The organism is Algibacter sp. L3A6 (assembly GCF_009796825.1).
Taxonomy (GTDB): Bacteria; Bacteroidota; Bacteroidia; order Flavobacteriales; family Flavobacteriaceae; genus Algibacter.
Genome location: NZ_CP047030.1, coordinates 2,019,114 through 2,045,620 on the forward strand (window position 1 = coordinate 2,019,114; position 26,507 = coordinate 2,045,620).

18 protein-coding genes are annotated in these 26,507 nt (G+C 34.1%); 10 read left to right on the plus strand and 8 right to left on the minus strand.

What is annotated here, in order from left to right; genetic code table 11:
* Window position 1 precedes the first annotated feature (1 nt).
* Both GQR98_RS08470 and GQR98_RS08475 read left to right on the plus strand, forming a co-directional pair.
* Entirely contained in the window at window positions 2-1,357 is a 1,356-nt protein-coding gene (locus GQR98_RS08470; protein WP_159019135.1) for an MATE family efflux transporter, read from the plus strand.
* Between the two features lie 7 nt (window positions 1,358-1,364).
* Window positions 1,365-1,913 carry a CopD family protein gene (locus tag GQR98_RS08475; RefSeq protein WP_159019136.1) on the plus strand — a complete coding sequence of 183 codons (549 nt, stop codon included), beginning with the start codon at window positions 1,365-1,367 and terminating at the stop codon, window positions 1,911-1,913.
* 53 nt (window positions 1,914-1,966) lie between these two features.
* Here GQR98_RS08475 and GQR98_RS08480 read toward each other — a convergent pair whose 3' ends face one another.
* Complete coding sequence (locus tag GQR98_RS08480) at window positions 1,967-2,791, minus strand: universal stress protein (RefSeq protein ID WP_159019137.1); 825 nt, start codon at window positions 2,789-2,791, stop codon at window positions 1,967-1,969.
* Between the two features lie 214 nt (window positions 2,792-3,005).
* On the opposite strand from GQR98_RS08480, the gene rimP reads away from it, so the two are divergent.
* The 4 genes from rimP (at window position 3,006) to GQR98_RS08500 (ending at window position 8,455) form a co-directional block, all read left to right on the plus strand.
* Window positions 3,006-3,467 (plus strand): ribosome assembly cofactor RimP, encoded by a 462-nt coding sequence (gene rimP / locus GQR98_RS08485; protein WP_159019138.1) that lies wholly within the window; start codon window positions 3,006-3,008, stop codon window positions 3,465-3,467.
* 13 nt (window positions 3,468-3,480) lie between these two features.
* Window positions 3,481-4,713 (plus strand): transcription termination factor NusA, encoded by a 1,233-nt coding sequence (nusA, locus tag GQR98_RS08490; protein ID WP_042496918.1) that lies wholly within the window; start codon window positions 3,481-3,483, stop codon window positions 4,711-4,713.
* A 100-nt stretch (window positions 4,714-4,813) separates the two neighbouring features.
* Entirely contained in the window at window positions 4,814-7,669 is a 2,856-nt protein-coding gene (gene infB / locus GQR98_RS08495; RefSeq protein ID WP_159019139.1) for a translation initiation factor IF-2, read from the plus strand.
* A 96-nt stretch (window positions 7,670-7,765) separates the two neighbouring features.
* Complete coding sequence (locus GQR98_RS08500) at window positions 7,766-8,455, plus strand: aspartate/glutamate racemase family protein (RefSeq protein WP_159019140.1); 690 nt, start codon at window positions 7,766-7,768, stop codon at window positions 8,453-8,455.
* On the opposite strand, the gene GQR98_RS08505 is transcribed toward GQR98_RS08500, so the two are convergent.
* The 7 genes from GQR98_RS08505 to GQR98_RS08535 all read right to left on the minus strand — a co-directional run bounded on the left by GQR98_RS08505 (window position 8,452) and on the right by GQR98_RS08535 (window position 17,601).
* Window positions 8,452-9,354, minus strand: a complete 903-nt coding sequence (locus tag GQR98_RS08505; protein ID WP_159019141.1) for a metallophosphoesterase family protein — start codon at window positions 9,352-9,354, stop codon at window positions 8,452-8,454. The two genes, GQR98_RS08500 and GQR98_RS08505, sit on opposite strands and share 4 nt — an antisense overlap.
* A 117-nt stretch (window positions 9,355-9,471) precedes the next feature.
* Window positions 9,472-12,918 carry a hypothetical protein gene (locus GQR98_RS08510; RefSeq protein ID WP_159019142.1) on the minus strand — a complete coding sequence of 1,149 codons (3,447 nt, stop codon included), beginning with the start codon at window positions 12,916-12,918 and terminating at the stop codon, window positions 9,472-9,474.
* Window positions 12,919-13,075: 157 nt separating this feature from the next.
* On the minus strand, window positions 13,076-14,254 hold the full coding sequence (locus GQR98_RS08515) for an acyl-CoA dehydrogenase family protein (RefSeq protein ID WP_159019143.1): 1,179 nt from the start codon (window positions 14,252-14,254) through the stop codon (window positions 13,076-13,078).
* 172 nt (window positions 14,255-14,426) lie between these two features.
* The gene (locus GQR98_RS08520; RefSeq protein ID WP_159019144.1) at window positions 14,427-15,140 is read right to left on the minus strand and encodes a tRNA1(Val) (adenine(37)-N6)-methyltransferase; all 714 of its coding nucleotides are present in this window, start codon (window positions 15,138-15,140) and stop codon (window positions 14,427-14,429) included.
* Window positions 15,141-15,175: 35 nt separating this feature from the next.
* Complete coding sequence (gene rimM, locus GQR98_RS08525; RefSeq protein WP_159019145.1) at window positions 15,176-15,706, minus strand: ribosome maturation factor RimM; 531 nt, start codon at window positions 15,704-15,706, stop codon at window positions 15,176-15,178.
* Between the two features lie 190 nt (window positions 15,707-15,896).
* Window positions 15,897-16,412 carry a 30S ribosomal protein S16 gene (locus GQR98_RS08530; RefSeq protein ID WP_159019146.1) on the minus strand — a complete coding sequence of 172 codons (516 nt, stop codon included), beginning with the start codon at window positions 16,410-16,412 and terminating at the stop codon, window positions 15,897-15,899.
* A 118-nt stretch (window positions 16,413-16,530) separates the two neighbouring features.
* Window positions 16,531-17,601: a lactonase family protein gene (locus GQR98_RS08535; protein WP_159019147.1), complete on the minus strand. Its 1,071-nt coding sequence runs from the start codon at window positions 17,599-17,601 to the stop codon at window positions 16,531-16,533.
* A gap of 200 nt (window positions 17,602-17,801) precedes the next feature.
* Between GQR98_RS08535 and GQR98_RS08540 the strand changes: the two genes are divergently transcribed.
* The 4 genes from GQR98_RS08540 (at window position 17,802) to GQR98_RS08555 (ending at window position 26,506) form a co-directional block, all read left to right on the plus strand.
* Complete coding sequence (locus GQR98_RS08540; RefSeq protein WP_159019148.1) at window positions 17,802-18,251, plus strand: ferritin-like domain-containing protein; 450 nt, start codon at window positions 17,802-17,804, stop codon at window positions 18,249-18,251.
* A 188-nt stretch (window positions 18,252-18,439) separates the two neighbouring features.
* Window positions 18,440-22,828, plus strand: coding sequence for a DNA polymerase III subunit alpha (dnaE, locus tag GQR98_RS08545; protein WP_159019149.1), 4,389 nt, complete (start codon window positions 18,440-18,442; stop codon window positions 22,826-22,828).
* A 174-nt stretch (window positions 22,829-23,002) separates the two neighbouring features.
* On the plus strand, window positions 23,003-23,734 hold the full coding sequence (locus GQR98_RS08550; RefSeq protein ID WP_159019150.1) for a hypothetical protein: 732 nt from the start codon (window positions 23,003-23,005) through the stop codon (window positions 23,732-23,734).
* A 9-nt stretch (window positions 23,735-23,743) separates the two neighbouring features.
* Window positions 23,744-26,506, plus strand: a complete 2,763-nt coding sequence (locus tag GQR98_RS08555; protein ID WP_159019151.1) for a carboxypeptidase-like regulatory domain-containing protein — start codon at window positions 23,744-23,746, stop codon at window positions 26,504-26,506.
* Window position 26,507 lies beyond the last annotated feature (1 nt).

Genomic DNA, 26,507 nt, shown 5'->3' on the forward strand with positions numbered 1-26,507 from the left:
AATGGCAAAAGTATCCTCCGATGGTTTTGGTGCGCAACCTATAAGTAAATTATTGGTAAAGCAAGCTGTTCCTGCATCTATTGGTTTGTTAGTAATGTCACTAAATATTTTAGTAGACACTGTTTTTGTGGGTCAATGGATTGGGTCTATTGCTATTGCTGCCATAAATATAGTCTTGCCTGTTTCGTTTTTTATAGCGGCTCTAGGTATGAGTATTGGCATTGGAGGTGCTTCAATAATATCGCGTGCGCTTGGCGCTTCAAATTACGAAAAGGCTTTAAAAACCTTTGGGAATCAAATAACACTTACGTTGCTAATTGTGGTTTCTATGGTTGTTTTGGGGTTGCTCTTTGTAGACGATATTATTTTATCCTTTGGAGGGAAAGGTGCTATTTTCGAACCAGCAAAAATTTATTACAAAATTGTACTTTATGGTGTGCCGTTTCTGGCATTTTCCATGTTAGGTAATAATGTAATGCGGGCAGAGGGAAAGCCTAAATTTGCTATGTATGCCATGATGTTGCCTTCTGTAGGTAACCTGGTTTTAGATTATGTTTTTATTAATGTAATGGGCTACGGCATGGAGGGTGCTGCTTGGGCAACTAGTATTTCTTACCTATTTTCTTTCGTTTTTATTGTTTGGTTTTTTAGTTCTAAAAATTCAGAATTAAAAATTAGCGTTGCACATTTTGGTTTAAACCGTTATGTTGTAAAAGAAATAGGTTCTTTGGGTTTTGTTACTCTTGCACGTCAAGCGGTGGTTAGTGTTACTTATTTATTTATGAATAATATTTTATTCGATTTAGGTGGTGAAACATCGGTTACTGCTTACGCCATTGTTGGTCGAATGCTTATGTTTGCGCTATTCCCTGTTTTCGGCATTACTCAAGGTTTTTTACCTATTGCAGGTTTTAATTATGGTGCTAAAAATTACGAACGGGTCAGAGAGAGTATAAATATTGCTATTAAATATGCCGCTATTTTGGCAACACTTATTTTTATCTTACTGATGGTTTTTCCGGAGACAATAACAAGAATATTTACAACAGATCCAGATGTTATTGCGCAAACCCCAAATGCTATGCGTTGGGTTTTTGCAGCGACGCCAATTATAGCTTTACAGCTTATTGGTGCTGCTTATTTTCAGGCTATTGGTAAAGCTACGCCAGCATTATTACTTACATTGTCTAGACAAGGTTTCTTTTTTATTCCGCTTATATTAATTTTGCCGAAATTTTATGGAGAATTAGGGGTTTGGATGTCGTTTCCGATTTCCGATGTGTTATCAACACTGGTTACTGCATATTTTTTAAATAGGGAAATACGAAGAGATTTAATATTAAAAACTACAAAATAATGCACTTATGGAATATTACAATTATATAAAATCGTTTCACCTTATTTTTGTTGTCACATGGTTTGCTGGGTTGTTTTACATTCCAAGGCTTTTTGTGTATCAAATAGAAGCATATCATAAACCATCACCAGATAAAGAAATTTTAGGTAAGCAATTGCAAATAATGGCAAAGCGATTATGGTATATTATAACTTGGCCATCGGCTATTTTGTGTACTATTTTTGCTGTTTGGTTAATGATTTTACAGCCGTTTTGGTTGCAGCAACCTTGGATGCATGTTAAGCTTACTTTTGTGGTATTGCTTTTTGTTTATCATTTAAAAACACATCAATATTTTAAGCAGTTGCAAAATGGTATAGTGAATAAAACATCCAGTTTTATGCGTATTTGGAACGAAGGTGCCACGTTTATACTTTTTGCTGTTGTGTTTTTAGTTATTCTGAAGAGTGCAATTAATTGGGTTTGGGGTGTAGTAGGAATTGTTGTTTTAGGTGTTTTAATTATGCTTGGCTTTAAAGTTTATAAAAATATAAGGAGTAAAAATCCTGATGCCTAATTAAAAAAAAACGATCTGCCTTAAGTTTTATTAAAGCAGACTGTTTTATGTTTTTAAATTTTGAAAGTAATTACTGGGCGTTTCGCGTGGTTCACTAAATCTTCGCTAATACTGCCATTGAAAAAGTGTGAAATACCTTGTCGGCCATGAGTGCTCATACCTATTAGATTTGCAGAAATAGATTCGGAAAAATTCATAATTCCACTTTCAATACTAATGTCGTTATAAATGTTTTTGCTGAGTTCTGGAAAATCGAAAGCGTCTAAAAATGTTTGCATTCTACCGTTTGCTTCTCCTGAAGTCATAAAATTATTTGGAGTGTTCACTAAAAGTAAATGCACCTTAGCATTGAAAATTTTGGCAAACTGGAGTAGTTTTTCATAACTAGGTTTGCTTTCATCTTTAAAATCGGAAGCAAATACGAAGTTGTCAACTTTAAACGCTTTGTGTTCGTTTTTAATAACTAAAACTGGAGCTTCTGAAGTTCTTACAACCTTTTCAGTATTACTTCCAATAAGCATTTCTTTTAATCCGCTTACTCCATTAGATCCCATAATAATTAAATCGATATCATGCTTTTTGCTTACATGAAAAATGCCTTTAAAAATTTCGTGAAAATCAACTGTTTCATGTACTGTTATATCTTTTAGGTAATCTTTCTTTTTTAAGGCTTCAAATTTATTGTGAGCTAACTTCATGAAAAACAAAGCTTCAGGAAAATCGCTATGCGAGTTTATAGCATCATCTTGGTCTATAGGTAATTCAATAATATGCAATAAATAAATTTCGCAATCATAAGTTCGGGCTAGTTGTGCGGCAACCTTTAGTGCGTTCTCAGCTTGGTCGGAAAAATCTGTGGGTACAAGAATTTTTTTCATAGAATTATGGGGTGTTTAGTTATTTGGTAAGGCATTATCTGCAGAGCAGATATAAAGCTTAAATGTACACTTATTTGTTTGTAACCTAAGCTGTGGCATAGCTAAATTTATGAAATATTCCTTTAAAAATCAATAAAATGTTATATATTTGCACCGTTGAAAGGCGAATTAAGAAAATGAGGGGACGGAAAGTCCCCTCTTTTTATACTAGAAAATGTTAAAAACTACCGTAAAAAACTTACTCGAAGAGGCATTAACAGAGCGACAAGATTTATTTCTTATCAGCTTAACTATTAGTGCAGAAAACCATATAAACATTGTTATCGATGGTGATAACGGCGTTTTAGTTGAAGACTGCATTTTTATTAGCAGATTTGTTGAGAAGGATTTAGATAGTGAAGAGCATGATTATTCTATCGAAGTGATGTCGGCAGGAGCAGCAGCCCCATTGACAGATCGACGCCAGTATGTGAAAAATATAAATAGAACGCTTAGTGTGCGTACAAATGCCGAAGACATAGAAGGTGTTTTAACAAATGCTACCGAAAACGATATTCAACTAGAATGGAAAGCTAGAGAACCTAAGCCTGTAGGTAAAGGGAAAGTGACGGTAAATAAGCAAGCGAAAATAGCTTATCAAGATATTGTAGAAGCAAAAGTTGTGATAAAATTTTAAATCGAAACCAGTTATGGAAAATATTGCGTTAATTGATTCTTTTTCAGAATTCAAAGACGATAAGCTTATTGACAGAGTAACGTTAATGGCTATTTTAGAAGATGTTTTTAGAAGTGCTTTAAAACGAAAATTTGGAGATGATGATAATTTTGATATTATTGTAAATCCAGATAAAGGCGATTTAGAAATATGGAGAAATAGAGTCGTTGTTGCTGATGGTGAGGTTGAGGAAGAAAATCAAGAGATTTCGTTATCGGAAGCTCGCAAGATTGAACCTGATTTTGAAGTAGGTGAAGATGTATCGGAAGAAGTAAAACTTATCGATTTAGGTCGTCGTGCTATTTTAGCATTACGCCAAAACTTGATTTCTAAAATTCATGAGCACGATAATACAATTGTCTTTAAGCATTTTAAAGATTTAATTGGCGAGATTTATACAGCAGAAGTTCACCATATTCGTCATAGAGCAGTAATTTTGCTTGATGATGAAGGGAATGAAATTGTACTTCCAAAAGACAAACAAATTCCTTCAGATTTCTTTAGAAAAGGAGATAACGTTCGTGGTGTAATTGATAGTGTAGAGCTTAAAGGAGCAAAACCAACTATTATTATGTCGAGAAGTTCCCCAGTATTTTTGGAGAAATTATTCGAACAAGAAATTCCAGAAGTTTTTGATGGTTTAATTACTATTAAAAAAGTAGTAAGAATTCCAGGTGAAAAAGCAAAAGTAGCTGTAGATTCTTATGATGATAGAATTGATCCAGTTGGAGCTTGTGTTGGTATGAAAGGTTCTCGTATTCATGGTATTGTTCGTGAATTAGGAAACGAAAATATCGATGTAATAAACTATACTAGTAACTTACCATTATTTGTTACTAGAGCATTAAGCCCAGCTCGTGTAACTTCGGTTAAATTAAACGAAGAAACAAAACGTGCTGAGGTAATATTAAAACCAGAGGAAGTAAGTAAAGCTATTGGTAGAGGCGGTCATAACATCCGTTTAGCAGGGCAACTTACAGGCTTCGAGATCGATGTATTTAGAGAAGGCGCAGAGGAAGATGTAGAATTACGTGAATTCTCTGATGAAATAGAATCATGGATTATCGAAGAATTTAGTAAAGCTGGATTAGACACCGCTAAAAGTATTTTAGAGCAAGAGGTGAAAGATTTAGTGAAAAGAACGGACTTAGAGGAAGAAACCATTAACGACGTTATTAGGATTTTAAGAGAAGAATTCGAAGAATAATATCGATTTCATAAAAATTATAAGAAATTATCGTTAGATGTTTCTTAATTTTATGATAGAATTGGTATAATATATATATTTGAGTATTTTAAAGGCAATTATGGCTGAAACAATTAGATTAAATAAAGTATTACGCGAGCTTAACATCTCTCTAGATCGTGCCGTAGAATTTTTAGATTCTAAAGGTGTCGAAATAGAGAAGCGTCCGACTACGAAAATATCAAAAGAAACCTATAAGTTTCTTTCTGATGAGTTTCAAACAGACGCTAGTAAAAAAGTGGCATCTTTAGAGGTTAGTGAAGCAAAACTAAAAGAGAAAGAAGTGTTACGTGAGCAACGCGAGCGTGAACTTGAAGAAAAGCAAAAAGCAGCTGCCAAAAGAGAGGAGATTATCAAAGCGACTAAAACACTTAGCGGACCTAAACAGGTTGGTAAAATTGATTTAGACGGTAAAAAAGAAACTCCAAAACCAACAATCGAGGAGAAACCAGAAGTGGTTGAACCTAAAGTTGAAAAACCAGAGGTTGTTGAAGAAGTTACTAAGGAAGAGGTAAAAGAAGTTGTTAAGGAAGAAGCAATTGTTCCTAAAACAGAAAAACCTGTAGAAGTAGCTAAAAAGGAACCTGTTAAAGTTGAAGAAGCTAAGCCAAAAGTTGTTGAAAAACCTGCGGCAAAGGTTATCGAAAAACCTAAGGTGGAAGAAAAACAAGTTGCTACAGAAAAAATAGAAAAGCAAGAAAGCATTATAGTTGATGGTGAGATTGTTACTCCTGAAGAAAGAGTAAAAACACAATACCAAAAACTTACAGGTCCAAAAATAGCAGGTGATAAAATTGATTTATCTCAATTTAATAAACCTAAAAAGAAACCTGTAGAAAAGAAACCAGCAGCAGGTGCAGCGGCAAACAAGAAAAAACGTCGTCGTATTAGTAAAGCTGGAGCTCCTGGAGATAATAGACCTGGAGGAAATAATAGACCAGGCGGAAACGATCGTTTTAAAGGAAAACCAGGGACTGGTGTAGGACGTCGTAATATTGTTAAAGAAGAACCTAGTGAAGAAGATGTAAAGAAACAAGTGCGTGAAACACTTGAGAAACTTCAAGGGAAATCTAGCAAAGGTCGTGGTGCTAAAAACAGAAGAGATAAAAGAGATAAGCATAGAGAACAAACTGAAATTGATCAGCAAATAGAAGCAGCTGAAAGCAAAATCATTAAAGTTACTGAGTTTGTTACGGCAAGCGAAATGGCGACAATGATGGATGTTGGTGTAACTCAAATTATTTCGGCATGTATGTCGTTAGGAATGATGGTTACCATGAACCAACGTTTGGATGCTGAAACATTATCTATTGTAGCCGATGAGTTTGGTTATCAAGTAGAATTTGTTACTGCAGATATTGAAGAATCAATTGAAGAGATTCAAGATAAACCAGAAGATTTAAAATTACGTGCGCCAATTGTTACGGTAATGGGTCACGTAGATCACGGTAAAACCTCACTTTTAGATTACATTCGTCAAGAAAATGTAATTGCTGGAGAGTCTGGTGGTATTACACAGCATATTGGTGCTTATGGCGTAGAATTAGAGAACGGTCAAAAAATTGCCTTCTTAGATACACCAGGTCACGAGGCCTTTACAGCCATGCGTGCTCGTGGAGCCCAAGTTACCGATATTGCTATTATTGTAGCAGCAGCAGATGATGATATTATGCCGCAAACAAAAGAGGCTATTTCGCATGCGCAAGCTGCCGGAGTACCAATTGTATTTGCTATTAATAAAATAGATAAGCCAGACGCTAATCCTGAAAGAATTAAGGAACGTTTAGCTCAAATGAATTTATTAGTAGAAGATTGGGGTGGTAAAATACAATCACACGATATTTCTGCAAAAGTAGGTACTGGTGTTAAAGAATTACTAGAAAAAGTATTGCTAGAAGCTGAATTATTAGAGCTAAAAGCAAATCCTGAAAAAGCAGCTGTAGGTACTGTAGTAGAAGCCTTTTTAGATAAAGGTAGAGGTTACGTATCAACTATTTTAGTACAAGCCGGAACACTTCGCGTTGGTGATTATGTTTTAGCAGGTAGAAATAGTGGTAAAGTAAAAGCTATGCACGATGAGCGTGGAAACGATGTGATTGCCGCAGGGCCATCAACACCAGTTTCTATCTTAGGTCTAGATGGTGCTCCACAAGCAGGTGATAAGTTTAATGTATTTGAAGATGAACGTGAAGCGAAACAAATCGCCTCTAAACGTGCACAGTTACAACGTGAGCAATCTGTTAGAACACAACGTCATATTACATTAGATGAAATTGGTCGTCGTATCGCACTTGGTGATTTCCAAGAATTAAACATTATCCTTAAAGGTGATGTGGATGGTTCTGTGGAAGCATTAACCGATTCGTTCCAGAAACTATCTACTGAAGAAATTCAAGTTAATATCCTTCACAAAGGTGTTGGAGCCATTACAGAAAGTGATGTATTGTTAGCTTCGGCTTCCGATGCTATTATTGTCGGCTTTAATGTACGTCCTGTTGGAAATGCAAGAATGATTGCTGACAAAGAGGAAATCGATATCCGTACATATTCTATTATCTACGATGCTATTAATGATCTTAAAGATGCTATGGAAGGTATGTTATCTCCAGAGTTGAAAGAAGAGATTTTAGGTACTGCAGAAATTAGAGAAATGTTTAAAGTATCTAAAATTGGTACTATTGCAGGGTGTATGGTAACTAATGGTAAAATAACACGTAATGCAGGTATCCGTTTAATACGTGATGGTGTAGTTGTTTATACTGGTGAATTAACATCGTTAAAACGATTTAAAGATGATGCTAAGGAAGTTACTAAAGGTTATGACTGTGGTATGCAGATTAAGAACTACAACGATATTAAGGAAGGCGATGTAATTGAAGCGTTCCATGAAGTAGAGGTTAAGAAAAAATTGAAGTAATTCAATATTAACTTTATAAATTATTAAAAAAGCCAGAACGTAAGTTCTGGCTTTTTTTGTTTTGTAGGCTGGAGTAATAGCACTACTTTTATTAATATGGAAACAATTGGTTTAATTGGAGGCATTACTCCCGAATCTACAATACTATATTATCGCATTTTAAATCAATTAGCAGCGTCTAAATATGGCGAATCACATTCAGCGAAAGTTATCATTAATTCAGTAGATTTTGGTGAAATAGCCCAATTACAGACCGAAAACCGTTGGGATCTATTAAACGACATAATGAGTAAAACAGCATTGAGTTTAGAGCACGCAGGAGCATCTTGTATTTTAATTTGCGCCAATACCATGCATTTGTCTATTGAAGCCGTTAAAGCAGTTGTAAATATTCCTGTAATTCATATTGCAGAAGCAACTTCAAAACAAATAATAACTAAAGGTTTGAAAAAAGTAGCGCTTCTTGGAACGAAGTACACTATGGAAAAAACATTTTTTATTGATGTTTTAAAAACCTTCGGGATAGAGGCTATAATTCCTGGTTTGGAAGATCGAGACGACGTACATGGTATTATTTATAACGAGTTATCCAAAGGGATTTTAAACCCAGAATCTAAGCTTATTTACCAGGAAGTCATTAAGCGCTTAATAAGTCAAGGAGCAGAAGGTGTTATTTTGGGGTGTACTGAAATACCTTTGCTCATTAAGCAAGAGGATGTAAGCGTACCTGTTTTCGACACCACAAGTATTCATGCAAGTGCAGCTTTCGATTTGGCTTCTAATTAGCTAGAAGTTTTATAAGAAATCAAGGCTCTCGGGCCCTCCAAAACATCTTTTATAATTTGTAGTGTGCCATCATCTTTGGTGGCTATGCTCCATTTTATAAGCGATATTTCTCCATTTTCAATTTCTATACCCGTAATACTTCTTGGGTGTACACAGCTTCCGTCGTTAAAAAAAGCAATATCTCCGGGTTCAGGAAAACGAGGTCTGTGGGTATGCCCAACTACGGTTACCAAGTTATTATTATCCGTAATCCAGTTTTTTGTTTTTCGTTCTACTTTTATAAGTTCAGTATAGTTTTTAGCAGGACTTGTTGGATCTGCAATACCCATAACATTTAAGGGTTTCCAAAGCACACGAACCAAAAACCTGCTCCATTTCCAGAATAAATAATTCCACCAATCGGCTTGGTGACCATGCGTTAAAAAAACTTCTTGATTTGTAGAACAGTGTTTTAAAATTATGCCTTCATGATAAGTAATGTCTTTAAACAACTCTTCATCTTTACCTGTTTTTGCGTCGAAATAAGTCGATAAATGCTTTTTAACATAGTTGGGATCTCTATATACCATATCGTGATTGCCCCAAATCATGTGAAGTCGCTCTTTTTTATGAAATGCTTTCAAAAGCATATAAACGTTTTTGTGAGCGTCTAGAATAGATTTAAATGATAGGTTTTCCCATAGTTCATCACCATCTCCAATTTCACAGTACTGAAAACCTTCATCAAAATAATGCTTTAAAGCGTGATAATAGATGTTTCTGTTGTTCGAGAAATCGTCAGCGAAACTATTGTCACCGCGATGACAATCACTAAAAAGTATAAATTTACTATCGTCGTCGAACTCAACAACCTTAGCGTTGATATAAGCGTTATCTAATCTTTTTTTAGCTGAAAACATAGGAGTAAATATAAACAAAAAACGATGGCAGTTTATTTATGCAAACACGGATTTTGAAATATTTTTATTTTTAAAAGATAAGAGTAGAACAAAAATAATTTTATTCTACTCTTAAAATTATTTTCTGCACAATGGATCTGCTCCTATAGTACCGATTAGGCTATTCAAGTAATTTTCAGATTTAGACTCACTATACAAAGCTTTTACTCGGGTTAATCGATCTTCAATTTTCATGTCATCAACTAAAATTTTATTATTTGGTTTTGCGATAAAGCCTTCTAAATAGTCAATTTGCGAGTCATAAAAATTAATATCCTTTTGTTGTTTTATAGACAATCGTTCTTTGTACCAATCGCTACTTAAAACATAATCTCTATCGAAGTATTTTCGTAATTCTAGATCACTAATTTGTTTACCTTCATAAGAACCATAAGCCATAATATTTAAAAGAATTTTTAATGGTGGTATGGCAGAATTAATACTTCCGTCTTCAAAATAACGAAGTGCTACTTTTTCTTGAGCTTCAACTATATTATTAATACCATCGACATAATCTTCTAAACCTTGAAGTTCTGGTTTTAGCATTTTTTCGTTAAAAACAGCTGTAGGCTCATCAAATAAGCGGTTTAAACATCTCAAAGAAAATATTTTAGTAATTCTATATCCTAAACGACTGGCTAAAATAGTTTTACCATCATGCTCGAAATCTTCAATTTTTTCAAGAGCGCCATGCTCAATTAATTTTTTAGGATCTCTATCTTCTGGAGTTAAACGCGACCAGATTTCTGGAATTAATAAGCTGATGTCGTGGTCTACTTTATTCTCGCCACCTACATAACCTGCCGCCGTGCTAAAGGCATCATAACCTGTTAATATGTGAGATAGTAAAGCGTTGTTTAAATCGGTTGTTGGTGTTAGCATATTGAAAGGGCCTTTAGTTAAAGCACCTTCTGAGCCAGCTCCTGTTGTTGATGGCGATTTGCCTGTTAAACTACAAATAAAATCCATAAATAATTCTGGAGTTTCTTGGTAGTGTATTGGGTTATAAACAGCCAACGGACGGATACCAGATACTCTATCGGCAGGGTTGTTTCTTCTGCCTGGTAATACAGCATTTACAACTTGAACTACAGGGTCTGTAGATTTTATTTTTCTGAATAAACGAATACCAATTTCACCTAAATAGCTTTCTCTTGTTTCTTCAATATTAATATTTCGTTCTAAATATCGTGGGTTTTTGGTAGGCTCACCATCTACAATTCTGGTATGCGATGGTAGTACAAAATATTCTTCGTTATTTGGGCTTTCAATAACACTTGTAATTAAATCTTTTACAGGTTGTGTGTATTTATCAAAATTAATAGTGTCTTCGAATATCTCAATAGCATCTTTCTTTTTTAGTAATTCGTAATTGGTTAAATATGTGTTGTCTGAAACAATATCACGCTCTGCATTTTTATCATATCCTCTTACAATGGCTTCGTCGGGACGTTGAAATAAATAAGATTCACAATTTGCCACAACTTTTAAACTCTTGTTTTGGAATTTAGGACTCATATTATTGAACCTTTCTCGAGGCAAGGTGATAGATGCAGAAATATCATCTTCAGTTTGAACTTTTATACTTGCAGAAAAATCGGATCTTAATTTATTTAATAACCAGTTACCATTTTCATTAAAACCAATTCGTACATAACTACCAACCACACGTGTATTGTGATATAATAAACCTGTTCCTTTTTTGCCATTAATAAATTCTACCGACATGCAATCTTTCCAGTTTAATTCAGCATGATCTTGACGGTATAGTCTTTTTACAAATAGTACCAAGGATCGAATATGTACAGGTATATTAGATACAAACGCGTTGTACTCATCTGTGTTTTTGTCCGATGGTGTTAATAATTTAACGGCAGAGCCTAACGTTCTTCCTTTACTCAAAAAAGATCGAGAAGGTGGTAAAGTCGGGTCGTAATTTGCCCATCGCTTAGCGTAATTGTATTCTATTATTTCGTCTGCTTTTTTAAAATCTTCATCAATATCTCTTATGTTAAATGCACTGTAAGTAATGGCATTCAGCATAGATTTAGATATTTCAGATTTACCACCTCCAGAAACTGTACATGGTTTATGGCAAAAAATCCCTTCTGCCATGGTATTAACTATACGCCATAGTGGTATGGCCGGATGTTTCTCTAATGTGAATTTGTTTCCCGTTGGGTGAACGTATTTTTTCTTTGGATTTAATTTTAGTTTTTGTTCCTTCCCATTATGTTTCCAAGTGATGCTATTGGTGTTTGTGTTGATGTAAGCCGACTCTGGAATGTAAATAATATTTGGATATTTTTTATCTAGAGCATAGTATTCTGGCATCACTTCAATTCTGTCTCCTAAAAGGGTTTTAACATCTTCAAAAGAAAACTTATCTCCGTGTTTTTTAGAGAACGACACACCGTCTACAATATCTCCCATCACACCACGAGGATAGGCAATGGCTCCACCAGAATGTTCTTCTTCTACTAAACCAAATAAATTAGCAGAATAGCTTATTTGTGTTTTTATTTCTTTTTTAGAATAGCCGTAATAGTTATCTGCTATAATGGTAACAACAACCCCACGATCATCTCTACAAGTAATTTTGAAGGCACCACCATCATTGTACAGTTCGTCTTCATTTTTCCAGCACATACCATCTCTTTTTTGACGGTCTGTAGCATCATCAACATGTGGTAATCCTACATCTTTCTTTTTTAAAGTTCTTAATTGAGGTGCTAAAATTATACAACCTGTGTGGCCTGTCCAATGTTCCGTATCTAATCCCGCATCGTTTTGAGCCAAATTTGGGTTGCCAGCATTTCCAAAAATAGACTCCACAAAGTCTAAATTACTTACTAAACTTCCGGGTGCAAAAAAGCGTACCTCTAAAGATTTTCTAGAAATAATTCCTTTTACTTCTGGACAAACCATGGGTCTTAATAACATGGAGACCATAGTTTTTGCTTTCTCTTCTTGATTAGATGTAAAGGGTAAGGTGTTTAATTCATTAGAAGGATTAAATGCCGCATGTAAAAAATGAGGAAAAACAACCTTCGGAACCTCTTGTTTATCTAAAGGAACAGGTAGCTGGCCTTCAACAATATGAAAGGTGCCTTTTGTTGTTCGTTTATCATGTAAAGGATTATTTAAAATCCCTTGTTTTATTCTATGAGACGTTACATTCTCACTTTTAAAAGAGTTACCATTAGGAGGTAAACTAACCTCTCTGGCGTGCCCTTTTTTTGATAAAATTAAGGTGTTGTTGGGTAATACATAAGTTTTATCAATAACGATGTCTTTAAAATAATCGTTTATAAAACTCTGAATTCTAGAATCGACAGGAGAATGATGCGAGGCTAAAAGTCTCGATTGCTCGCGTAATGTTTTTATTAAACTACCTGTTAGTTCTTCAAATTTAGGATCGCAAAACTTTTCGGAATCCTGAGTTTCATCATGGTAAGTTGGCAGTCCTAATGATGATAATTGTAGATTGATAAATTGAACAACGTCTTTTCTAGATTCTTCCATGCTTGTCTTGTTATTAGTCCTAAATTTATAAAATAGGATTATTATTCAATCCAAATTTACAATTAGATTAATTTACAAAACATGCTAAAAGTCAGTAATTCTAAATATTTCGTTTTTTATTAAAAATAAATAAAAAGTGTAGTTACTTAAAAATTAGTTATTTAAATGCATTTAGGCCTGTGATATCGAAACCGGTAATCAATAAATGTATATCGTGAGTACCTTCATAAGTAATAACACTTTCCAAATTCATGGAGTGACGCATAATCGAGTATTCGCCAGTAATCCCCATGCCGCCTAGCATTTGTCTAGCCTCGCGAGCAATAGTAATTGCCATATCTACATTGTTCCGTTTAGCCATAGATATTTGAGCAGATGTGGCTTTATCTTCATTACGTAAAACCCCTAAACGCCAAGTTAAAAGTTGGGCTTTGGTGATTTCTGTAATCATTTCGGCTAGTTTTTTTTGCTGAAGTTGAAATTGTCCAATAGGTTTTCCAAACTGTATACGCTCCTTACTATAGCGTAGCGCTGTATCATAACAATCCATAGCGGCTCCAATAGCTCCCCAAGCAATTCCATACCTTGCAGAATCTAAACAACCAAGAGGTGCGCCTAAACCAGATTTATTAGGTAATAAATTTTCCTTTGGAATTTTAACATTATCAAAAATTAATTCACCAGTAGCCGAAGCTCTTAACGACCATTTATTATGGGTTTCGGGAGTAGAAAAACCTTCCATGCCACGCTCTACAATTAAACCATGAATACGTCCACTTTCATCCTTAGCCCAAACAACTGCAATCTGTGCAAAAGGCGCATTCGAAATCCACATTTTAGCACCATTTAATAAATAGTGATCGCCTTTATCTTTAAAGTTAGTAACCATGCCTGAAGGATTACTGCCATGGTCGGGCTCGGTTAAACCAAAACAACCAATCCATTCGCCACTAGCTAGTTTCGGTAAATATTTTTGACGTTGCGTTTCGTTACCATATTTCCATATTGGGTACATCACTAAAGAGGATTGTACGGAAGCTGTTGAGCGCACGCCAGAATCGCCGCGTTCAATTTCTTGCATAATTAAACCGTAGCTTATTTGGTCTAAACCGGCGCCACCATACTCTAAAGGAATGTATGGCCCAAAGGCTCCAATTTCTGCTAAGCCACCAATTATTTGTTTAGGAAACTCTGCTTTTTGAGCATATTCTTCTATAATTGGAGAGACATCGCGTTTTACCCAAGCACGAGCCGTATCGCGAACTAATTTGTGTTCGTCGGATAGTAAATCGTCTAAATTATAATAATCGGGAGCTTCAAATAAATCTGGTTTCATAGCTAAGATTTAAGTTTTATTCAAAACAGAAAGACTATCAGAAATAGAATTCTAATAACCACGGTGTACATATAAAAAGCAAGCGTGATTATAGGTTCTTTACTAAAAAACTTCTTTTTTTAAGAATAAAACAAATTATACTATCAAATTTAAAGAATAATTAGCAAATGGATTACATTTTTAAGTAGAAATCTTTAGTTAAATTAATGTAATCTTGGGTGTATTGATGTCTTTTGGTTTCAATAATAAGTTCTGTAGTAGTAGTTTCGCTTTCGCGGAAGGAAAACGCTAGCATACTTCGTTTAACTTCAGTTTCAGGATTACCTTTAACACGACAGATTCTATTAGGGAATAAAAGGAAATTATTTGCTAGTTTGATAAATTTTTCTTCCTCATTAAAGGGAATAATAACATTGAAACTACCTTCTGGAGCCAGTAAAACAGATACGCTTTCTAATAAATGATGAAAAGGCATAGCGTCTTGAAAGCGTGCTAAATCGCGGGATTCATTTTCGGTTTTATAATCTTCGGCATAAAATGGCGGATTGCAGATTATTAGATCATATTCATCATCAATTTCTTCGGCAAATTCTTCTAAAGAGGCATGGTAGCAAAATAAACGATCGCCCCATGGAGATAGCTCGAAATTATCCACACACTGCTCGTAAGCATCATCATCAATTTCTATAGCATCAATAACTTCAGCATGGCTGCGTTGTGCTAACATTAAGCCCAAAACACCTGTGCCTGCACCAATATCTAGAATAGCAAACGGATTTGCCTCTAAGCTAGCCCATGCGCCAAGTAAAACAGCATCTGTGCCAATTTTCATAGCACATTGATCTTGATTAACGCTAAATTCTTTGAATTTGAATGGCTTGCTCATAAAAAATGTTCCTTTTAAAAAAAATAATACAGAGTTTATTCTTCTAGGTATAAATCAATTAAACCTTCTGGAGTGTCTACTATAATGGTTTTGTTTTTACGATCAACTTTGTTGATAAACTCATCGTTCATTGGTATTAGAATTTCAATACCATCTCTGTCTATTTCAAAAAGTGATTGCGCTGTAGAGTCGTTAATAGCCTTAATAATCCCAACGGTTCCAAAGTTTACATCTTCAACAGTAAAGCCCATAACTTCATGAAAATAAAACTTATCGCCTTCTAGTTTTGGTAACAAATCTAAAGGTAAGTAAAGACCACTTTTCATAATAGCATCGGCATCGGCTTCTTCATCTACATCTTCAAACTTAATACGAAGTAATTCAGATTTGTGTAACTGCGAGCTTTCAATAAAAAAAGGCACCAAGTTATTACGAAGCTCTAAAAATATAGCATCTAAGTTTTCGTAAATATCCGGTTCGTCGGTATCTAGTTTGGCTAAAACTTCTCCTTTAAAACTGTATTTTTTCACAATTTTACCTAAGTAAAAACAATCTTCTTTTTTCATGGAATGCTTGGTTTTTTTCTATTTACGCGTAAGCGTAAATCTCATTTAACAAATGAGAGTCAAAAGTAATTAAATTTTACAATTAATAGTGTGCGTAATCTAATAGGGTTATTTTCCGAAACCTTAATTTTAGAAAATAAAAAACTCCGATATTGCTATCGGAGTTTAAAAGTATAAAAAATTTTGTTTTTTATTCTTCTTCGTTTGATGCTTCTGCTTCAACTTCAGGAGCAGCTTCTTCAGCTACCTCTTCAACAGCAGGAGTTGCCGCAGCAATTCTAGCTTCGTTAACCGCTTTTTCTGCTGCAAATGCATCAGCTTTCGCTTTTGCTTCTACTTCAGATAAACCATCAGCTTTCGCTTGAACTTTTCCTGTTTTCTCTTCTAACCAAGCTGCAAATTTTGCTTCTGCTTGCTCTTCAGTTAAAGCTCCTTTTCTAACACCACCTGCAAGGTGATTTTTTAGTAAAGCGCCTTTGTAAGACAATAAAGTTTTAGCTGTATCGGTTGGTTGTGCACCGTTTTGTAACCATGTTACAGCACCATCAACGTTTAATTCAACAGTTGCTGGGTTTGTGTTTGGATTGTAGATACCTAATTTCTCTAAGTATTTACCATCTCTTTTTGATCTTGCATCAGCTGCAACAATCCAGTAAAAAGGTTTTCCTTTTTTACCGTGTCTTTGTAATCTAATTTTTACTGCCATAATAATTAATTATTTGAGGTTCGCGACCTCGGTTATTAATAAGGGCGCAAAGATACTATAAAAATTTAATTATCAGCTTATTATTTCTTTTGTAATTACTCTAAAACAAATTCTTCTGTTAGAAAAGTAAACAAACCGGCGTTGGTACTGCGTAATCTTTTAAAAATGTGAGTTTTCCGGTGTCCGAATCAATGTTGTAAACGGAGATGTTATTACTTCTTCTATTAGCTACAAGTACAAATTTACCGGTAGGGTCTAATGTGAAGTTTCTTGGCCAATCGCCATGCACGCTAATATTTTGAATTTTATCGATTGTTCCTGTTTTAATGTTTCTTTTAAAAACAGCAATGGAGTTTTCTCCACGGTTAGAGCCATATAAAAAACGCTCGTCTTTAGATAAATGAATGTCTGCACAAGAATTTTTTCCGTTATAGTTTTCGTCTACAGTAGAATCGTAATCTATTTGTTTAAAATTATTTTTTGTTCTTTTTACTGTTGTTATCGAACTTCCATATTCATTTATTATATAAATATACTTTCCGTTTTTACTAATAGAAAAATGTCGAGGCCCAGGGTTGCCTTCCATTTTTACAATAGCAGGAGATTTTAATTTATACTCGTCTTTCTTTAATTGATATTGGTATACGGCGTTGCGACCTAAATCGGCAACAAATAAATCTTTTTTGTAGAATTGCGCAGAATGGGCATGCGATTTTTCAGAAGGAGTATTGTGATCGAAAACTTGAGAAGCTTCATTTAAACTTCCATCTTTATTGATATCGAATAAAGAAACCGTGCCGCCTGTGTAATTTGAAACCACAGCTTTTTCTCCTTTTTTATCGATAGAAATGTGGCAAGCGGCAGCACCATGAGCTTTGGCGGTGTTTATGATAGAGAGCGTGCCGTTGTCTAAAATTTTATAAGCCGAAACATAATCGTCTTCAGTTTTAGTAGCAGCTCTATTTACGCTGTAAATATATTTTCTATCTGCAGAATATGATAAAAATGAAGGGCTGGATGCCTTAACGACTAAAATTTTATTAGTAAGTTCTCCTGTTTGGGTGTTAAATTGAAGTTGATAAATACCTTCGCTTTCCATGTCGGTAAAAGTGCCCACATAAAGAGGCGTGTTTTGCGCGTAGAAGCTAAAGAAGGAAAGAAATGTGAGTAACAAAAATATTTTTTTCATGTGCAGTTGGTATGTTTTTCTGAACTTAATTATGCTAATTTATGATAAAATAAGTTGTCTTTTGTTAATCAATCATAAAGTAATTTAAAATACTGTTAAATGGTTTTACAAAAGGTGTTTACGAGATTATATTCGTGTATGCGATGCCATACAATAAGCATCTTTAAATAAGTTGTTGAATTTTTAAATGAAATATAACTATGCATTATTCAGAAAAAATATCGAAGCAGTTAAATAAATTATTAGTTAAAAATTACGATGCCGAGAAAAGTTATCTTAGTGCAGCGGAAAATGTAGAAAATAGAACGTTAATAGAGTTTTTTGTTAGAAAATCTGTAGAACGTAGATTGTTTGCTCAGGATATAAAAAGAGAAATTTTACGATATGGCAAAGAGCCAAAAACTTCAGGGAGCTTAATGGGAGATTTGCATAAAATTTCTATCAGTTTAAAAGCCATGTTTGCATCAAATAATGTGGATTTTATTTTGCAAGAAGCAGTAAAAAGAGATGTTGCTAATTTAGCTAAATATAACGATGTGCTTAAAGATAGAATTCTGCCAACACGTATTGTAACGTTGCTAGTAAATCAAAAAAACGCTATCGAAATTGCTATAGCTTCGCGCAAATTTGAAATGAAACTTGTAACCTAGTGGGTATTGTATTCTGTAAGTGTAATTTATGGATAGATTCCAATTTGTTCAAAACTCTTTAGGGTATCAAGCCAAAAAAGAAAATATTCTCTGTATTTTTATAAACTTTTTCTACTCAAATCTTCTTTGTAAAAATAAAGAAGATTTTAAAGGTTAAATAGCTTAATTTCAAAAGACTAAAACACGGCATGTACTTAATTTTCGATACAGAAACTACCGGATTACCAAAGCGTTGGGACGCGCCTATAACAGATACTGACAACTGGCCAAGGTGTATTCAAATTGCTTGGCAACTGCATGACGATATGGGAAACTGTATTGAACATCAAGATTATTTGGTGAAGCCCGCAGGATTTAATATTCCCTATGATGCCGAAAAAATTCACGGTATTTCTACGGAATTAGCAGAAGAGCAAGGTATTCCGTTAGCCGAAGTTTTAGAGAAATTTAATGAAGCTTTAGGTAAAACTAAGTTTGTTGTTGGGCAAAATGTAAAGTTCGATTTAAATATTATGGGCGCCGAGTTTGTGCGTGGTGATGTAGAAAACCCATTGCAAGAACTTCCTGTTTTAGACACTTGTACCGAGCATACTGCTAAGTTATGTGAAATTCCTGGTGGACGTTACGGTAAGTTTAAATTACCAACATTATCAGAATTACACGCGCATTTATTTGGTGTAGGTTTTTCTGAAGCGCATAATGCCACAGCCGATGTGGAAGCAACTACGCGTTGTTTTTTCGAATTGGTTCGTTTGGGACAGTATACCAAAGAGCAATTAGATGTTGAGCCTGAGTATTTTCAGGATTTTAATGAAGCAAACCCGGCTAGCATTGATCTTATTGGTTTAAAACACATAAACCTAAAACGCGAAAGTTCTAAGATTCTTGCGCGTATAAAGAAAAGTGAAAGTAGTGGTTTATCTTCCGAAGATATTAAGCAAAACGTTTCCGCTTTAGCCGATGTAGATTTTGTTCATTTACACAATCATTCGCAGTTCTCGGTATTACAATCTACAATGGGGGTTGCCGATATTGTTTCCGCAGCAGCGGAATATAATATGGAAGCTGTAGCACTTACCGATCATGCTAACATGATGGGGGCTTTTCACTTCGTGAACGCAGTTAATAAACATAACGGAGGCGTAAAAGCTAAAAAGAAGGAAGCCGAAATTACTGGAGCGACAGTTACTGCAAAAGAAATGAAACCTATTATAGGTTGTGAGTTTTTTGTATGTGAAAATCACTTAGATAAGTCGAGAAAAGATAACGGTTATCAAATTGTGATAATCGCCAAAAATAAAAATGGATACCATAATCTAGCAAAGTTATCATCGCATGCCTTTGTAAATGGATTTTATTATATCCCTAGAATTGATAAGAAGTTAATTGAAGAATATAAAGAAGATTTAATTGTTTTAACAGGAAATTTATACGGTGAAGTACCAAGTAAAATCCTGAATATTGGTGAAAATCAAGCCGAAGAAGCTTTGCTTTGGTGGAAAGAACAGTTTGGCGACGATTTGTATGTGGAGCTCATGCGCCACAATCAAGAAGATGAAGATCGTGTAAATCCAACATTAATTTCATTGGCAAGAAAGCATGATGTAAAATTAATAGCTTCTAATAATACGTATTACAGAAAGAAAGGTGATTCTAATGCTCACGATATTTTATTGTGTGTAAAAGATGGAGAAAAACAAGCGACACCAATAGGTCGTGGTCGTGGATACCGTTACGGTATGCCAAACCAGGAGTATTATTTTAAATCTCCAGACCAAATGAAGGAGCTTTTTAAAGATGTTCCAGAGGCCATTTCTAATGTGCAGGAAGTTGTTGATAAAGTTGAGGCTTATCAATTAGCTCGTGATGTATTATTGCCTGCCTTCGATATTCCTGAGCAATTTGTTCATGAGGAGGATCAAGTGGATGGAGGTAAGCGTGGTGAAAATGCATTTTTACGTCATTTAGTTTATGAAGGAGCTAAAAAACGTTACGGAGAAGAACTTTCGGAGGTTGTTATAGAACGCCTCGATTTCGAGTTGGGTGTAATTGAAAAAACAGGATACCCTGGGTATTTCCTTATTGTAGAAGATTTTATTCGAGAAGCGCGGAACATGGATGTTTCGGTTGGTCCTGGTCGTGGTTCTGCAGCAGGGTCGGTTGCTGCGTATTGTTTATGGATTACAAATATAGACCCGCTTAAATACGATTTACTTTTTGAGCGTTTCTTAAATCCCGATCGTGTAAGTATGCCCGATATCGATATCGATTTTGATGATGAAGGTCGAAGTCGTGTTATGGATTATGTAATCGAGAAATATGGTTCCAACCAAGTGGCACAAATTATTACATACGGTACCATGGCGGCAAAATCGTCTATTAGGGATACCGCACGTGTGTTGGATTTGCCATTATTTGATGCCGATAGAATTGCGAAGTTAATTCCGAATATGTCTAAACTAGGAAAGATTTTTGGTCTTTCGGAAAAGGAACTCGGACAAAAATTTAGAGCAGAAGATTTAGAAAAAGTTAATGAACTTTTAAATATTGCAGATGGTAGTGATTTGCAAGCCGAAACTTTAAATCTAGCTCGAACGCTAGAAGGGTCGGTAAGAAATACGGGAATTCATGCCTGTGGTGTTATTATTACTCCCGATGATATTACCAAATTCGTACCGGTTTCATTAGCGAAAGATTCCGATTTATACGTTACCCAGTTTGATAACTCGGTGGTGGAAGATGCCGGATTACTAAAAATGGATTTCTTGGGGTTAAAAACATTAACCCTGATTAAAGATACTGTTAAAATTGTAAAAGCGAAACATGACATTCTTTTGGACCCTGAAACGTTTCCTTTAGATGATGCAGAAACTTATGCGTTATTCCAGCGTGGTGAAACGGTTGGGGTGTTTCAGTATGAATCGCCTGGTATGCAGAAACACTTACGTGATTTAAAGCCTACTGTTTTTGAAGATTTAATTGCCATGAATGCCTTATATCGTCCGGGGCCAATGGAATATATTCCTAGTTTCGTTCGTAGAAAGCACGGTGATGAAGATATTGAGTACGATTTACCAGCAATGGAAGAGTACTTAAAGGAAACTTATGGTATTACCGTTTACCAAGAGCAAGTAATGCTACTCTCGCAAAGTTTGGCTGGGTTTACCAAAGGTGAAGCCGATGTTTTGCGTAAGGCGATGGGTAAAAAGCAAATTGCCGTTCTTGATAAAATGAAACCTAAGTTTATTGAGCAAGCCAGCGCCAATGGACACGATGCTAAAATTCTAGAGAAAGTTTGGAAAGATTGGGAAGCCTTTGCGAGTTACGCCTTTAATAAATCGCACTCTACATGTTATGCATGGATCGCTTACCAAACAGCTTACTTAAAAGCGCATTACCCTGCCGAATATATGGCGGCTGTTTTATCGAACAACATGAACGATATTAAACAGGTTACATTTTTTATGGAAGAGTGTAAGCGTATGAAGCTAGATGTTCTTGGTCCTGATGTTAATGAGTCGTTTTATAAGTTTTCTGTTAATAAAGATTACGCCGTTCGTTTTGGAATGGGAGCTATAAAAGGAGTAGGGCATGGTGCTGTAATGACTATTGTAGAGCACAGAGAAAAAGATGGTTCATATAAGTCTATTTTCGATTTAGCAAAACGAATAGATTTACGGGCTGCAAATAAAAGAGCTTTCGAGAATTTAGCTTTAGCTGGTGGTTTTGATGGTTTAGCCGATACACATCGAGCTCAATATTTTCATGATGATGGTGATGGTATTACCTTTTTAGAAAAAGCAATTAAATACGCACACAAGCACAAAGAAAATGAAAACTCAGCACAAGTGAGTTTGTTTGGGGAGGCTAGTGATGTACAAATACCAGAACCCGAAGTTCCGCCTTGTGAAGAGTGGGGAACTATGGAAAAACTGAGTAAGGAACGTGAGGTTGTTGGGGTTTATATTTCTGGACATCCGTTGGACGACTTTAAAACAGAGATGAAAACTTTCTGTAATGGAACTATTAGTATGTTTAATGATTTAAACCTTTACGTAAACCGAGAAATTGTTTTTGGTGGTGTGGTTACCGATGTGCAGCATCGTGTAAGTAAGCAAGGTAAAGGTTGGGCTATGTTTACTATTGAAGATTATACGGATAGTTTTGAATTTAGAGTTTTTGGTGAAGAGTATTTAAAATTTCGACACTTTTTTATGATTAATAGCTTTGTGTTTGTAAAAACCTTTGTTCGAGAAGGTTGGACTAATAAAGATACTGGTAAGAAAAGTGATCCACGATTGCAGTTTAATAGTTTTCAATTATTGCATGATGTTATGGAGAATTACGCCAAAAAACTATCTATTCAATTAGATGTTAGAGATTTAACAGAACAAAAAATTATAGCTTTAAAGGAGTTGCTTAATGAGCATCCAGGAAGTCAAGCACTTAATTTTTTGGTTTATGATATGAAAGAAAAAATTAAGTTACCCATGATTAGCAGAAAACAAAAAGTAAAAGTATCTCAAGAGCTTATAACAGAATTAGAGGTACAACAGGTTAAGTATAAGCTGAATTAGTTTCATTTTTTTTAATGATTTTAATTTTTTTGTAAATAATTCTTAGTGTTTTCTTGTTTTTGTTGAAATATGTGTATAGTTTAGCTCTCTAGTTAATATCTTTCAAACTTTATTATCAGTCATTTTAATGACTATTTTTTATTTTTTTAGAGGTATGTCATAATAGAAAGTTTTATGAGGCCATTGCTCTTAATGTATTTAGTTTGCTTGTTTTCTTCAAATTTGCTGACTTCTCAACCCAATTCTATTGATAAAAATCCCGATTATTATAGTGTACTAGATTCTTTTTCTAAAGAAGAGAATAAAAGTGTTTATAACGGATTAGAATATTTTGATATTTATAGATGTTGGGACACAGATAATAATAAATTCTATAAAAATTACGATTTTTTTAATGGTACAGTTATCTATTCTGGTGAGCCATTTTTTAATTTAAAATTGAAGTATAATCTCTTAGACGATTTAATAATTTTAGAGTATGTAAATAAAAAAGTTAATTATTTACAATTAAACTCAAGTATGGTAGAATCGTTTTTTTTAGGTGATTCTAAATTTGTTCGACTACCAATACATGAAGAGTTAGCTTCTTTTTATGGTAATGGGTTTTTTAAAGAAATTAATAATGCTACCACTAAATACAAGTTGTATGTTAAATTGAAAAAAGAGAAACATAAAATAATTAAAGACAATAAGCTTTATTATAAATTTAGTGAGAAAGCAACTTATGTTTTGTGTTTTGAGGATCAATTTTTTAAAATCAATTCTAAAAAAGATTTAGTAAAAGCAATACCTCTAAGAAAAAAAGAAATTCAGACATTTTACAGTAAAAATAATCGACTCTATAAAAGAGGTAAAGAATTGTTTTACGAAAAGCTTTTTAATCAATTAGATAAATTAGAAAAGTAAAATTGTAATATGGTAAAAACAGTATTTACTTGGTTGTTTATTTTGATGGCGCAAACTATTATTTGTCAAACAAATAAAGATATAACGATAGAATTTATTGATGTTAATAGGTTAGAAGCGCTTAAAGATCTTGAGAAAAACGTTGGTTATAAGTTTTATTTTGAAGCAGGTTGGTTTGATGATTCTATCGTTACAAAATCGTTTACAAATGCTACTTTAGAGTTTATTTTATCTGAATTATTAGAAGAGACACCTATTAATTTTCTGTTATTTGAAGAGCGAGTTATTTTAACTAAAAATAATGCCATCATAGATCAATTACCTCCCGGTTTAAAAGAGGCTGTTAAAACAGATGAATCTAGTTCTGTTGTGTCTAGTGTTATTAAAACACCCGTTTTTCAAAAACAGTATAAATCAAGTTTATCTAATAGTAATAAAGTTATATCTATAGGTAAAGAGACTAAAAACCGTAATATAGATAAGGTTTCTATTTCGGGGCATATTAGAGATGCTAATAACTTCAAGGGCATAGATAATTTGGTTTTGTTTGTGAAAGATAAAAACATTAACACAACTACAAATACATCTGGATTTTATACTTTGGAGCTTCCTTTGGGGGAAAACATATTAGAAACGTCTTCGCTTTCTTATGGTAAAACAAGCAGAACGCTTTTGGTTTATGGAGAAGGAACCTTAGATTTTATGCTATCAGAATCTGCCGAATATCTTGATGAGGTTGTTATAGAATCTGGTAGAGATAATAATATTAGAAAAGCTGAAGTAGGTGTTACTAGAATAGAAGTAGAGGGAATAAAAAATATTCCGCTAGTATTAGGCGAACGAGATGTGCTTAAGGTAGCTACTACAATGCCAGGAATAAAAACGGCAGGAGAAGGCGCATTAGGTTACAATGTTAGAGGTGGTAAAGTTGATCAGAATTTGATACTTTTTGATGGTGCTACTATGTATAATCCTTCTCACTTTTTTGGTGTGTTTTCTGCTATCAATCCTTTTGCTACAGGTAGTGTAAATATTTATAAAGGGAGTATTCCTGCGGAGTATGGTGGTCGACTTTCATCAGTAATAGATATTTCAACTAAGGAAGCGAATAATGAGAAATTTTCTGGTGAAGGTAATATTGGTCCTATAACGGGAAATTTAATGTTAGAAATACCAGTTGTTGAAGGTAAGGCTTCGGTTTTGGCAGGGGTTAGAGCAACGTATTCAGATTGGGTACTTAAAGCAGTTTCCGAGGAGTCTATTAAAAATAGTAAAGCTAATTTTTATGATGCTATTTTAAAGTATAATCATAAAATTAATGATAAAAACGATATACAAGGAACAGGTTATTTTAGTAACGACCAGTTTAGTATTACTTCAGATTCTATTTATGAATACAGTAATAAGCTTGCTTCATTAAAATGGAGTCATGAATTTGATAAAAAAAATAGAGCAACATTGCAATTGGCAACAAGTGAGTATAAGTTTAATATAGTTTACGATGGTGATTTTAATCGAAATTTTGATTATGGTTACAGCATTAATGAGACAGAATTAAAACTAAATGCAAAATATTTACACAGTAAAAAACATAAATTCGGATATGGTTTTAGTAGTAAGTTTTACTCTATAAAACCAGGTAGTATTGAGCCTTTAGGAGACGAGTCTGTAATTGAAAGGCAAAGTGTAGATCAAGAAAAAGGTTTAGAATCTGCTGTTTTTATTTCGGATTTAATTGAAGTAAATAAAAAATTATTATTAGACGTTGGGTTTAGGTATTCTTTATACGCCGCTTTAGGAGCAAGTACTCAAAATATTTATGATGTATCGCAACCTAAAAGTGAAGAATCGATTATTGAAGCTAAAACATATAGCAAAAATGAGGTAATTAAAACTTATGGAGGTCCCGAATATCGGATCTCTGCTCGATATGAATTAAAGCCAGATTTATCAATAAAAGCCGGTTATAATAAAACCATTCAGTATTCACATTTATTGTCTACAAATTCAACAGCTTCACCTGTAGATTCATGGAAGTTGTCAGATTTGAATATAGAGCCTCAGCGTGCCGAGCAGTATTCTTTGGGAGTATTTAAAAACTTTGAAGACGGTTTGTATGAGTTAAGTCTTGAAGGGTATTATAAGAAAATGAATAATTTGTTAGATTTCAAAACTGGAGCTGAGGTGTTTTTAAATGAAGATATCGAAACGGAATTACTACAAGGTAAAGGCAAGGCATACGGCGCAGAAGTATTATTAAAAAAGGAAAAGGGAAAATTTAATGGATGGATAGGGTATTCTTACTCAAGATCTTTTGTTAAATTGGATAGTGATATTTTAAGTAATCAAGTAAATGGTGGGGAGTATTTTTCTGCAAATCAAGATAGACCTCACGACCTTAGTGTAATTTCAAATTATAGACTTACCAAACGTTATAGCTTTTCTTTAAATTTCAATTATCAAACGGGGCGCCCTATTACTTACCCTGTAGGGAAATATAATTATAACGGTAGCGAGCATGTTTTGTATAGTGATAGAAATGCACATAGAATACCTGACTATTATAGGCTAGATTTAGGAGTCAATATTGAAGGGAATCATAAAAATGAAAAATTGGCTCATAGTTTTTGGAATATTTCGGTTTATAATGTTTTAGGTAGAAATAATCCTTATTCTGTGTTTTTTGTGAATAATTCGGGAGAAATAAAAGCTTATAAATCTTCTGTTTTTTCTGTTCCTGTGCCAACGATAACTTATAATTTTAAATTTTAAA